The following is a 12,174-nucleotide window of genomic DNA, read 5'->3' as shown; positions in this document are numbered from 1 at the left end:
TCACCGCAAAGGTCTACGACGCGGGTGGCGCTGAGGGCGCTCCGGAGGGCAGCAACGGCCCGCACTTCTCCAAGGCCTTCTTGATCGCCGGGTCGTCCCGGTTGACGTCGCGGAAGCTCCGCACCTCCGCGCCGTTGTCTTTCATGCAGGTACGAAACGCGTTCAGCGCCGAGTCGTCCATGCCACCACCGCCACGACCGCCCATCATCTGACCGCCGCCGCAGGCCTGGAGGGCCTCGCGCGTCTTGTCGTCCATGGACGGGAAACCGGAGGGCCGCACCCGAGGCTCGCCCGACGGGCGGCTCTCAGGCGGGCCCGATGGGCGTTCGCCTGGTTGGCCGCCGTTGCGGTTGCCGCCCCATCCACCGCCTTCGGGCAAGGTGACGCCGTGCTCCTTGAGGCATTCGGTCAGGGCGGCGCGGTCGCCCGGCGCGCCCGAAGCGGCGGCGGAAGGGGCGGCGCCGGTCGCCTCGGCGTCGCCGCCGCAGGCGGTCAGGGTCAGGAGAAGGGCCGCCGTCATGGCGGCGAAGACGGTCTTCTGCACGTCACCCATCGAAGTCTGCGGGCATATGAGCCCCTTGAACTACTCCTGTGAGGATGCTGGCAACTCCACGCGGAAGATCGCGCCCTTCGTCCCGTTGGACGCGCTGATCGTGCCGCCGTGCGCGTCGACCAGGGCCGCCGCGATCGACAGGCCAAGTCCCGCGCCGCCCTTCCTGGCCCCCCGGCTGCGAGAAGGGTCGTCGCGGTAGAAGCGCTCGAAGACCCGCTCGGGATCGCGCAGCCCGGGGCCCTCGTCGGCGACCTCGATCACGACGCCCGAGACCGACGAGCCCACCGCGACGGTGAAGCCCGAACCCTCCGGGGTGTGTTTGAGCACGTTGCCCACCAGGTTGCCGAGGACCTGCCGCAGCCGGGCCTCGTCTCCGATGATCATGAGAGCGTCTTCGGAGTCGTCGAGTCGTACAAGATCGATCTCGCGCTCCGGAGCCAGGAGACGGGCGTCGAGGACCTCCCCCGCCGCCAGGCTGAGCACGTCGACCGGCTCCAGTTCGAGCGGGCGCTGCTGGTCGAGGCGGGCGAGCAGGAGCAGGTCGTCGACCAGGACGCCCATCCGGGAGGCCTCGCCCTCGATGCGGCCCATCAGCTTCTCGGTGTCGGGGTCGGCCTCCTGGCGGTAGAGCTCGGCGAAGCCCCTGATCGAGGTCAGCGGGGTGCGCAGCTCATGGGAGGCGTCGGCCACGAAACGGCGCATCTTCTCCTCCGAGCCGCGCGCCTCGGCGGCCGACGCGCGGGCCGCCGCCTCGGACTGCTCCCGGTCGCGGAAGGCCAGCTCGATCTGGTGCAGCATGCCGTTGATCGCGCCGCCGAGACGGCCCATCTCGGTGCTGCGGGGCTGTTCGGGCACCCGCTGGGAGAGGTCCCCCTCGGCGATGGCCGCGGCGGTGTGCTCGATCTCACCGAGGGGGCGCAGGCTGCGGCGTACCAGCAGATAGCAGGCGAGCCCCAGCATGATCAGCACGCCCGCGCCCACGCCCGCCACGATGGCGGTCAGCCGGGCGACCGTGTGGTCGATGTCGCCCATGCTGACCGCCACCACGCGGCTGCGCCCATCTGGGGTGGGCACGGCCACGACTCGCCATTCCGGACCCGTCCCGCCGATCGATCCGACGGTGAAGGGGCGCCCGGCGAGCGTCTTGACGGCGGCCTGGTCGAGGCCGACCAGATGCGGCTGCTCCGCAGTGGTCGAGGCCGCTATCTGGAAGGCCACGTTGCCGTCGGCGTCGAGGATCAGCACGTGGAACAGGCCCGGCAGCCGCTGCCCCGACCGGGGCCGATCCGGTTGAGGGAGATCCCGCAGCGGCGGCGCGGCGGCGGTGAGCTGCTGGTCGATGCGGCCCACCAGGTAGCCGCGCAGCAGCCGGACCGCGAACACGCCGGTCAGCGTGATCGCCAGGGTGACCAGGACGAGCGTCCCGGCCACCAGCCTGGCCCAGAGCGGCACGCGCCTCATCTGCGTGGGGCACGCAGCACGTAGCCGACGCCGCGCAGGGTGTGGATCAGTTTCGGGTCGCGGGTGTCGATCTTCTTGCGCAGGTACGACACGTACGACTCGACGACGTTCCGGTCGCCGCCGAAGTCGTAGCGCCAGACGTGGTCGAGGATCTGCGCCTTCGACAGCACCCGGCCCTGGTTGACCATGAAGTAGTGGAGCAGCTTGAACTCCGTCGGCGACAGCCTCACCTGGCGGCCGGAGCGCCAGACCTGGTGGGCGTCCTCGTCCATCTCCAGATCGGCGACCCGCAGCCGGGCGGGCGCCGGATCGGCGGCCCCGGCCCTGCGCAGCACGGCCCGGATGCGGGCCAGCACCTCGTCGAGGGAGAAGGGCTTGGTGACGTAGTCGTCGCCGAGGGCAAGGCCCGCGATCTTGTCGTCGTGGGACTGGCGGGCGGTCAGGAAAACGACCGGAACCCGCCGTCCGGCGGACCGGAGGCGGGTGGCGACGGACAGGCCGTCCATGTCGGGGAGCATGACGTCCAAGACCATCAGGTCGGGTCTGAAGCGTTCGGCGGCCGCGACCGCCTCTTTGCCGTCGGCCGCGGTGATGACCTCGAACCCGGCGTAGCGGAGGCTGGTCGACAGCAGCTCCCTGATGTTCGGTTCGTCGTCGACGACCAGGAGCCTGGCCTCACTCATTGGTTCGCTCGCATTCTCGGCACGCCACCGCCCTCGGTCACGCTGGTGGCCGCCACATTGCCGTCGGCGTCCTTCTCGCCCTGGACGACGACCGCCGCCCCGGGCTTGAGGTCCGCCACCTTGCCCTCTTTCGACAACCTCACTTCGGTCTTCTCGCCCGTGGTGACGACGGTGGTGCTCCCGTCGGCGCCGGCGACGTAGATTTTGGCCCCGTCGACCAATTTGACGGTACCGACCGTTCCGGCAAAGCCGGACCCGCTTCCCTGACCGCCCTGAGACGTGAACCCGCCCCGGGCGATGTTCGGGAACGCCGGCGTCGTCGGCTCCCCGAATGCCTTCTGGGCCTGGATGCCGACCAGGATCCCGGCCACCAGGAGCACTCCGGCGGCCAGGAACACGGTCAGTCGGGGGAGCTTCGCCCGCTTCGGGCGCGCGGTGAGCTCCTCGGTGAGCTCGCCCCGGAACGGGGAGGTCTCCAGCAGCTCGTCGGCGGACATGCGCCTGGGCACCGTGACTCCTTTACTCGAAGCGCAGGGCTTCGATCGGCCGCAGCTTGGCGGCGCGGTTGGCGGGATAGCTGCCGAAGAACAGCCCGATGGCCACCGAGACGCCCAGCGCCAGCACGACCGAGCTCGGCACCACGACCGGGGTGATGCCGGCGATCGTGAACTGGGCGCCGACGACCGCGATGGCGACCCCGAGCAGGCCGCCGATGAGACTCAGCAGCGTCGCCTCGACCAGGAACTGGCCGAGGATCGCGCCGCGCGGGGCCCCGATGGCCTTGCGGATGCCGATCTCCCGGGTCCGTTCGGTGACCGTGACCAGCATGATGTTGGTGATCCCGATCCCGCCGACCAGCAGGCTGATCGCCGCCACCGCCGCCAGCAGGACCGTGAACGTCGAGGTCGCGGCGCTGACCGTCTCCTGGAGGGTGGCCTGGTTGAGGATCTGGTAGTCGGCCGAGACCGCGCCGCCGATGCCGTGCCGCTGGTCGAGCACCGAGGTGATCTCGGCCTGCGCGGCGTCCACGTCGTCGGCCGACGCGGCCTTCACGAGGATCTGGTTGAGCGGCCCGAACCCGGTGAGGCTCTGCTGCACCGAGGGCAGCGGCGCGATGGCGACGTCGTCGGCGTCCTGGAACCCGCTGCTCGACCCAGCCTCCTTCAGCACCCCGACGACCGTGAACGGCACGCCGGTGATGGTGATCTGCTTGCCGACCGGGTCGACCGCGCCGAACAGGTTCTCGGCCACGGTCTGCCCGATGACGATGACCTTGCGGGCGGCCAGCACGTCGTCGTTGAAGAAGTAGGCGCCCTTGGCGACGGGCTTGTTAGAGGCCTCGAAGTAGCTCGGGTAGGTGCCGACCACCTGCGAGATCGTGTGGGATGCCCCTTCGTACGACGCCGTCTGCGAGTTCGCCGACACGACCGGCGACACCGAGGTCACGTTCGGCGCGGCGGCCTTGTCGGCGAGCGCCCTGGCGTCGTCCACGGTCAGCGCCTTGGCCTGGGTGCGCGGCCCGCTGCTCTGCTGCTGCTGACCCCCGAACCGGCCGCCGCCCTGTGTCGAGGCACTGACCGTCAGCGTGTTGGCGCCGAGCTGCGCGATGTTCTTCTGGATCGACTGCGAGGAGCCCTCGCCGACCGCGACCAGCAGGATCACCGCCGCGACCCCGATCAGGATGCCGAGCGTGGTCAGCGCGGAGCGCATCTTGTTGGCCGCCAGCCCCCGGATGGCGAACCGCACGATCTCGATCGCGCTCACGCGGTCACCTCCTTGAGCCGCGGCGGCAGGCCGTCCACGGGGGCGAGCCGGGTGTCCTCGATGATCCGCCCGTCCCGCAGCCGGACCACCCGCTTGGCGTGCTCGGCGACATCGGGTTCGTGGGTGATGACGACGATCGTGCGGCCCGCCGCCGACAACCGGTCGAAGATGCCCAGCACGTCCAGGGTGGAGGTGCTGTCGAGCGCGCCGGTCGGCTCGTCGGCGAGCAGCAGGGTCGGCGAGTTGACCAGCGCGCGGGCGATGGCGACGCGCTGCTGCTGGCCGCCGCTCAGCTCGTTCGGCTGGTGGTTCACCCGGTCGGCCAGGCCGACCAGTTCGAGGGAGGCCAGCGCCCGCCGTCGCCGCTCGGCCGGCTTGACCCCGCCGTAGGCGAGCGGCAGTTCGACGTTCATCAGGGCGCTCATGCGCGGGATCAGGTTGAACGACTGGAAGACGAACCCGATCTTGCGGTTGCGGACCACCGCCTGCTGCCGGTCGTCGAGCCCGCCGACGTCCACCCCGTCGAGGTGGAACCCCCCGGCGCTGGGGACGTCGAGGCAGCCGATGATGTTCATCAGGGTCGACTTGCCGGAGCCGGAGGCCCCCATGATCGCCACGTAGTCACCGGGCTCGACCTGGAGAGACACCCCGCGCAGGGCGTGCACCGCCGTCTCGCCCACGCCGTAGACCTTCGTGGCGTCCCGTACGTCCAGAACAAGACTCATTGCCGTCCGCCCCCACCGAAACCGCCTCCGGCGGGGCGGATGCCGCCGCCACCGCCGAAGCCGGGGAAGCCCCCGGTCTGGCCGGTCGTCGAGGCCACCGGACGGACGACCCGGTCGCCTTCGTCGAGGCCCGAGACGATCTCGGTGCCGGTGGTCCCCTTGACCCCGGTCTCGATGGCCTTCACGTTCTGCTTGCCGTCCGCCAGCACGGTCACCGTGCTCCGCCCACCGGCCGTGGTGATCACCGCGGAGGGCAGCGTCAGCACGTTCTCGGCCCGCTCGATCACGACGCTCACCGACGCCGTCTGCCCGAGCCTGACCTGTTCGGGGATGTCGGTCAGCTCGATCGTGGCCGCGTAGTTCACGACGTTGTTCTCCGTCTGCGGCTGCGCCCCGATCAGCGCGACCTCCCCGGCGGCCGTGACCCCGGGAATCGCGTCGAAGGTGATCGAGGCCTCCTGGCCGACCTTCAATTTGGTCACGTCGGACTCGGTGAAGTTCCCGACGATCTGTAGCTTCTTCGGGTCGACGATGTCGACGAAGCCGCCCTCCTGGACTTGGGAGGGCCCGCCGACCGTCCCGCCGACCGCCGTGACGGTCCCCGCGAACGGGGCCTTGATGACGGTGCCGGCGAGGGTCCGCTTCGCGGCCTGGTAGGCGTTCTTCGCGGAGACGTACTGCGAATAGCCCGAAGCCGTGTCGGTGTCGCCGTCTTCGGCGGCGTCGAGACCGGCCTTGGCCGCGTCGACGCCCTCCTGCGCGCTCTCGTCGTCGAGCCGCGCGAGCACCTGCCCCTTCTTCACCTTCTGCCCCGGTTCGACCGCGATCGAGTCGACGGTCCCCTGGGTCGCGAAACCCAGCGACCGGCTGCGGGAGCTCTCCACCGCCCCCGACGCGGTGACGGCCGATTCGACGGTCCCCCGGGTGACGGTCGTGGTCAGCACGTTCCCCGACTCCGCCGGCTCGCCGCCGCCCCCGAGGGAGCCCCAGGCCGCTCCGGCCCCGCCGAGCAGCAACACCCCCAGCGAGGCGTTGAGGATCAGCGCTCTGCGCTTCGTCGACAACTTCACAGGGATGGACACTGCCGGGTCAGGTTGGGAACGCCCTCCGCCGGCCCTGAACGTTTCCTGTCAAGCGGTACACAGGTAACTCGCAGTTTCGCCTCAGCGGAGCATGACGCGGACTCACCAGGATGGCTCACCATGACCCGTACCCGGCTACGCGCCGGCGGCCTGACCCTGGCCGCCGTCGTCTTGGTGACCACCGGCGTGATCCTGACCAGAGAGGACGCACGGGCCCTCCCGAGCGTGGAACTCGTCGCCGCCCAGCGAGGCGACGTGACCTCGGTCGCGTCCGCGGCGGGCAACACCATCGACGACGGCATCCACGACCTGGCCTTCTCGACGGCGGGAACAGTCAAGAGGGTGTACGTCAAGATCGGCGCCCAGGTCCGCAAGGGCGACCTGCTGGCCAGGATCGACGACACGATCGCCCGGGAGAACTACAACGCGGCCAAGGCTTCTCTGGACGCGGCCGAAGAGCAGCTCGACGACATCTCGGGGTCGGGCTCGACGGGCGGCTCGTATGCGGCCCCCACCCAGCAGCCGCAGGGACAGTCCCAGGCGGGCTGCCCTCCCACGGGCGGCCAACCGAGCGCACAGCCAGGCGGCCAGCCGACCGGCGAGCCCAGCAGCCGGCCATCAGCCTCGCCCAGCCCGTCGCCCAGCCCCAGGCCATCAGGCCAGCCAAGCAGCGAACCGTCGGTGCCGCCCACCAGCGCGCCCTCCCCGTCTCCCTCCCTGTCGCCGTCGGCCACTCCGACCGGCACTGGCAGGGGCATCCGGGCTGCGGCGGTTTCCTTCACCAAGATCACCAATAAGCCCCCGAGCCCGACCCCATCCCCGTCGGCTTCGCCGTCCTGGAAGCCGAGGCAACAAGGTGAGGCGGAAGTCCACCTCGACCCCACGGGCAAGCCGTCCTCGTCCCCTTCTCCCTCGCCCTCCCCGACCGGCACCGCCCCGACTGCCGCCCCCTCACAGCAGCCGCAGCAGCAGAACTGCGACCAGGGTCAGCAGCCCCAGCAACAGCGCCCCCAAGGCGGCGGCACCCAGTTCGCGCAGGGCGGCGGTGGCCCCCAGATGACCGAGGCGGAGGCCGAGTCGGCCCTCACCAGGGCCAAGAACGACCTGACCGCCGCCAAGGACGCCCTGAAGGGCGTCGTCATCAAGGCCCCCGCCGCCGGTACGGTCCTGCAGATCAACGGCGTCGAAGGCGACCCCTACACCGAGGGTGCCTTCGTCAGCCTGGGCGACCTGAACGACCTCCAGGTCAAGGCCCTGTTCACCCAGTCGGACATCGGCTCCCTGAAGACCGGCCAGCAGGCCACCATCACCCTGGGCACCGTCGACGGCACCTACGAGGGCACGGTCTCCCACATCGACCCCATGTCCACCACGACAGACCGCCTCGTCCAGTACGGCGTCACGATCTCCTTCGCCGACCAGCCCGAGGGCCTCCTGCTGGGCCAGACCGCCACCGTCCAGGTCGTCACCGACGAGTCCCCTGGCGTGGTCTACGTCCCGGCCAGAGCCGTCCAGAACGACATGGTCACCCTGTCCGGCGGCGCGAAGCGCAAGGTCACGACGGGCGTTCGCAGCGACACCACAGTGGAGATCACCGGCGGCCTCGCGGAAGGCGAAAAGGTGGAACTCCCCGGAGCCTCAGCCCTCAACGGAGAGTTCCCCGACAGCACCTTCCCCGGGCTCTAAATGGAGGCCGGGGACGGATAGCGGTGAATCTCTGCCCGGTGCCCGGTTGAACCGGCGAACTTGGCGTCATCGGTCAGCAACGGCACCTGCAGGTACTCGGCGAGCGCGACATACATGCCGTCGTAGGCGGTGAGGTTGTTGCGTAGCTCCAGGACCCGCTGCTGGAGTGGCGCCATTCGATGCCGGACTATTTTCAACTGGGCGAACCGCTCCAGCATGATTTGTGCTCGTTCTGCGGAGATCCGCACCTCCGGCTTACTGGTGATGAGGTGCCCCCGCACAACCGATGCGATCTCCACGTCGATCAAGGCGGGTGCATGCATCTGACGGCTCAGCCGCTGCCGGAGAAGATCGTCGCCTTTCACGTTCGCAAGCAACCGGAAGACGATCGAAGCATCGACCACCAGGCTCAACGACGGCCGTCCCGCATCGTCTCCCGGACGAATTCAGGGTCGTATGGGACGGGTTCGTCGGTGGCGATCTTCGCCATGACCTCGTCGAGGGTTGGGGTCGCCACCATCTCATCCAAGACGTCGCGAAGATAGGAAGCCAGCGACTTGCCCTCACGCTCGGCTCGCGCCTTCAACGCGAGTTCGGTGGACTCAGAAACGTCGCGGATCTGAATGATGCCCATTCCCGCACAGTAGCATGCATCATGCATGCATCACGTCTCATGGCCGGCTTTCGTCTGGCGGGGCATAAGGAATTGGTCCGGCGAGAGTCTCTTCCAGCAGATGCCGTTCGAGCTGACGTTCCACAGCGGCGTTCACGTAAGCGGAGAACCCATCCGCTCCGACGCGGTCGTGGGCAGCGCGGACATTGCCCGCACGCAGCCACACATCCACCTTGGTCAAAGGGCCGGATCCCAGCTCGAAGTCCTGTTCAGGCACACCTGTACAAAATCACGGCTCCAATCGCAACGCCACCCGGAAAGCCGCCCCCACCCCCGGCGAGGTCTCCACCGTCACCGTCCCTCCATGGGCCTTGACCAGGGACGACACGATCGACAGCCCGAGCCCGGTCCCCGACGACTCGTCGTGGGTCCGAGCCGGGTCGGCGCGGTAGAAGCGCTCGAACACCCGCTCCGCCTCGTCGGCCGTCATCCCGGGCCCCTTGTCGGCGACCTCGATGAAAGCCTCGTCCCCGCCCGCCCCCACGGTCACCGTCACCGGCACCCCGTCAGGCGTGTGGGCCAGCGCGTTGGACATCAGGTTCCCCACGACCTGCCGCAACCGAACCTCGTCCCCGGACACGATCGGCGCCGTAGTCCCCTCGACCACCAGCGAGATCGACCGGCCGGGCGCGAGGATCCGCGCGTCCTGCACGGCATCCCCGGCGATGGCCAGCAGGTCGACCGGCTTCGACTGCAAGGGCCGCTGCTGGTCGAGACGCGCGAGCAGCAGGAGGTCCTCGACGAGCAGGCTCATCCGCTCGGCCTCGCTCTCGATACGCCGCATCAGCCGCGTCACGTCGGACTGCGGGGCCTGCCGGTGGAATTCGGCGTACCCGCGGATGGAGGTGAGAGGAGTGCGCAGTTCGTGGGACGCGTCGGCGACGAAGCGGCGCATCCTTTCCTCCGACTCCCGCGCGGCGGCCTCCGAGCGGGAGCGGTCGTCGAAGGCGCGCTCGATCTGGGCGAGCATCCCGTTCAGCGAGTGGGCCAGCCGCCCGACCTCGGTGCGTGGATCTCGATCGGGGATGCGGCTGCTCATGTTGCCGGCCGCGATCGAGCCCGCCGTCCGTTCGATCTCCGCCAGTGGACGCAGGCTCCGCCGCACCAGCAGGATCCCCAGCCCGGCCGCCAGGCACAGCACGACGACCCCGCCCAGGATGACGATCATCCCCAGCCGGGTCGTGATCTGGGTGACGCCGCCGAGCGCGATGGCCGTCACCAAGGTGCCCCCGCCCGGCAACGCCGCTGTCTTCACCCGCCACGACAGCCCATCTGACGCGTGCGTCACCGGCTCCCCGGGGGCAGGCAGATCAGACAGGGACGGCTTGCTTACCACGGATTCACCGCTGGCCGACGGACCGGGCGAGCCGTCCGCCATGACCAGCTGGACCAGTCCCTCCGGCGGCAGTCGCTGCATCGAATAGGTCAGGTCACCGCCGTGGGCGAGCCTGGCGACCGTCTGGTCGCTGAGCTTGGTGACCTGTTCGTCGACGCGGTCGACCAGGTAGCTGCGCAAAAGGGAGACGCTGGCCGCGCCGATCACCAGCAGGGTCCAGGCCACCAGGGCGAGCATCGCCGCGATCAGCTTCGTACGCAGCGACACCCTGCTCATCTCACACCGACGTTCGCATCACGTAGCCGACACCGCGCAGGGTGTGGATGAGTCTCGGCGCCGACCGGCTGTCGATCTTGCGGCGGAGCACCGACACGTATGACTCGACGATCCCCGCGTCGCCTCTGAAGTCGTAGTCCCACACATGGTCCAGGATCTGCGCCTTCGACAGCACCCGTCCAGCGTTCGCCATGAAATAGCGCAGCAGTTTGAACTCCGTCGGCGACAGCGGCACCGGGTTGCCGGACCGCCAGACCTCGTGGGACTCCTCGTCGAGTTCGATGTCGGCGAAGGTCAGCCGGGGTGGCGGCGCGGTCGGGTCGCCGGCGGTGCGGCGCAGCACGGCGCGGATGCGGGCGATGACCTCTTCCAGCGAGAACGGCTTGGTCACGTAGTCGTCGCCGCCGAGGGTCAGGCCGCGGATCTTGTCCTCGGTCGCGTCGCGCGCGGTGAGGAACAGCACGGGGGTGAAGGTGCCGCCGCCGCGCAACCTGCGGACGACGTCGAAGCCGTCCATGTCGGGCAGCATGACGTCGAGCACGATGAGGTCGGGCCGGTGGCGGGTCGCCGCCGCGACCCCATCGGTGCCGCTGGAAGCGGTGCTGACGTCGAATCCGGCATACCGCAGGCTCGCGGCCAGCAGTTCGAGAATGTTCGGCTCGTCTTCGACGATCAGCAGTCGGGCTTCAGGAGTCACTATGGGCATCTTCTCGGACGAGGGGGACGTACCTGAGCACTTTATGAAGGATCGCTTAAAGCTGACGTCAAATCAGCTACATGCCCGGCGATGGCGAAACTCGACGTCGCCGCCGGGGAGGGCGCGTTCCGGACGATCAGCACCCGTCCGTGCCTGTCGATGGCGAAGTCGTCGATCAGCGCGCCGTCCCGCCCGACGGCTTGGGCCCTGACGCCGCTGCCCGCCCTGACCAGGTCGCCCTCGGAAAGCGCCGGGACATATCGACGGGCCGCCTTGAGAAACGCCGAGGGCCGCAGCGAGCCGTTCAACTCGCGCAGGCCGGTCCGCCAATGGCGGCGGGCCATCTTGCGGGTGCCGGGCCAGGCGAGAATCCGCGCCAGTTCGCCGATGCGCACGTCGCGCCACGAATAGCCCTCCAGCGCGAGCGCCATGACCGCGTTGGGGCCGACCAGCACCTCGCCGTCGACCCGTTTCGTCAGGTGCACGCCGAGGAAGGGGAACCTCGGGTCGGGTACGGGGTAGATCAGGCCCTTGACCAGGTCTTTCGCCCGGCCCTTCAGCTGGAAGTACTCGCCCCGGAACGGGACGATCCGCACGTCTCCCTTGCCCGCCAGGGCGTCGGTGCCCAGTCCGGCGCAGACGACCAGGTGGTCGAAGCGCAGGTCACCCGCCGCCACGTGCGTGGCCGACTCGTGGATGGCCGATACGGGGTGCGAGAGCCGTACATCCAAATCTGCGGCGAGGTGCCGGGCCACGGCGGGAAAGTCCGCGACGGCGGTGTGGGGAGAATGCACGGCGCCGACACCGACCGCGTGGGGTTCGATCTCCCGCAGGCCGAGAGCGTCGAGTTCGGAAATATCCGGTACGCCATTCGCCCGCGCCCGATCCGCGATCTCGCGCAACCCCGCCCGTTCCGCGCGGGTCGAGGCGATGACGAGCTTGCCCACCTCGTCGTAGGGCAGCCGGTGCTCCTGGCAGTAGTCCCGCAGCAGCGCCACTCCCTCACGGCACAGCCGCGCCTTCAGCGACCCGGGCCTGTAGTAGATCCCCGCGTGGACGACCCCGCTGTTGTGCCCCGTCTGATGCGCGGCGACGCGGTCTTCCTTCTCCAGCACCGTCACCTCGGCGCCCCGGGAGGTCAGCTCGCGCGCCACCGCGAGCCCGAGGATGCCGGCTCCGACGACCCCGATCTTCATGCCCTGATTGTCACATATTCGAGGTCGAACTCACGTTCGGTT

The 12,174-nt window shown here is 69.5% G+C and carries 13 protein-coding genes; 1 reads left to right on the top strand and 12 read right to left on the bottom strand.

Going from position 1 to position 12,174, the window contains the following annotated elements; genetic code table 11:
• Positions 1-13 precede the first annotated feature (13 nt).
• Genes AW272_RS33700 through AW272_RS33670 form a run of 7 tightly spaced genes read right to left on the bottom strand, consistent with a single transcriptional unit; the run spans position 14 to position 6,256 of the window.
• Positions 14-544, bottom strand: coding sequence for a hypothetical protein (locus tag AW272_RS33700; RefSeq protein ID WP_157519001.1), 531 nt, complete (start codon positions 542-544; stop codon positions 14-16).
• Positions 545-583: 39 nt separating this feature from the next.
• On the bottom strand, positions 584-2,014 hold the full coding sequence (locus tag AW272_RS33695; protein WP_066373740.1) for a sensor histidine kinase: 1,431 nt from the start codon (positions 2,012-2,014) through the stop codon (positions 584-586).
• A complete protein-coding gene (locus tag AW272_RS33690) occupies positions 2,011-2,697 on the bottom strand; it encodes a response regulator transcription factor (RefSeq protein WP_066373739.1) in 687 nt (228 codons plus the stop codon). The genes AW272_RS33695 and AW272_RS33690 overlap by 4 nt, the downstream gene beginning before the upstream one ends.
• Positions 2,694-3,206, bottom strand: a complete 513-nt coding sequence (locus tag AW272_RS33685) for a hypothetical protein (RefSeq protein WP_157518999.1) — start codon at positions 3,204-3,206, stop codon at positions 2,694-2,696. Before AW272_RS33685 ends, AW272_RS33690 begins: the two co-directional genes overlap by 4 nt.
• Before the next feature lie 10 nt (positions 3,207-3,216).
• On the bottom strand, positions 3,217-4,461 hold the full coding sequence (locus AW272_RS33680; RefSeq protein WP_066373737.1) for an ABC transporter permease: 1,245 nt from the start codon (positions 4,459-4,461) through the stop codon (positions 3,217-3,219).
• Entirely contained in the window at positions 4,458-5,186 is a 729-nt protein-coding gene (locus tag AW272_RS33675; protein ID WP_066373736.1) for an ABC transporter ATP-binding protein, read from the bottom strand. Before AW272_RS33675 ends, AW272_RS33680 begins: the two co-directional genes overlap by 4 nt.
• Positions 5,183-6,256, bottom strand: coding sequence for an efflux RND transporter periplasmic adaptor subunit (locus AW272_RS33670; protein ID WP_066373735.1), 1,074 nt, complete (start codon positions 6,254-6,256; stop codon positions 5,183-5,185). Before AW272_RS33670 ends, AW272_RS33675 begins: the two co-directional genes overlap by 4 nt.
• A gap of 132 nt (positions 6,257-6,388) precedes the next feature.
• Between AW272_RS33670 and AW272_RS33665 the strand changes: the two genes are divergently transcribed.
• The gene (locus AW272_RS33665) at positions 6,389-7,954 is read left to right on the top strand and encodes an HlyD family efflux transporter periplasmic adaptor subunit (protein ID WP_066373734.1); all 1,566 of its coding nucleotides are present in this window, start codon (positions 6,389-6,391) and stop codon (positions 7,952-7,954) included.
• Here the strand turns inward: AW272_RS33665 and AW272_RS33660 are convergent.
• From AW272_RS33660 to lhgD, 5 genes are all read right to left on the bottom strand, one after another.
• Entirely contained in the window at positions 7,951-8,358 is a 408-nt protein-coding gene (locus AW272_RS33660) for a type II toxin-antitoxin system VapC family toxin (RefSeq protein WP_245657875.1), read from the bottom strand. The genes AW272_RS33665 and AW272_RS33660 overlap by 4 nt on opposite strands.
• Positions 8,359-8,363: 5 nt before the next feature.
• Positions 8,364-8,588 (bottom strand): FitA-like ribbon-helix-helix domain-containing protein, encoded by a 225-nt coding sequence (locus AW272_RS33655; protein ID WP_066373731.1) that lies wholly within the window; start codon positions 8,586-8,588, stop codon positions 8,364-8,366.
• 268 nt (positions 8,589-8,856) lie between these two features.
• Positions 8,857-10,239, bottom strand: coding sequence for a sensor histidine kinase (locus AW272_RS33650; RefSeq protein WP_066373730.1), 1,383 nt, complete (start codon positions 10,237-10,239; stop codon positions 8,857-8,859).
• A gap of 1 nt (position 10,240) precedes the next feature.
• Positions 10,241-10,945, bottom strand: coding sequence for a response regulator transcription factor (locus tag AW272_RS33645; protein WP_066373728.1), 705 nt, complete (start codon positions 10,943-10,945; stop codon positions 10,241-10,243).
• 32 nt (positions 10,946-10,977) lie between these two features.
• Positions 10,978-12,132: an L-2-hydroxyglutarate dehydrogenase gene (gene lhgD, locus AW272_RS33640; RefSeq protein ID WP_066373726.1), complete on the bottom strand. Its 1,155-nt coding sequence runs from the start codon at positions 12,130-12,132 to the stop codon at positions 10,978-10,980.
• Positions 12,133-12,174 lie beyond the last annotated feature (42 nt).

It is taken from the genome of Herbidospora mongoliensis, from assembly GCF_001570545.1.
GTDB lineage: Bacteria > Actinomycetota > Actinomycetes > Streptosporangiales > Streptosporangiaceae > Herbidospora > Herbidospora mongoliensis.
Note: the sequence above shows the minus strand (reverse complement) of the source record. Positions and strands in the feature narration are given on the sequence as shown.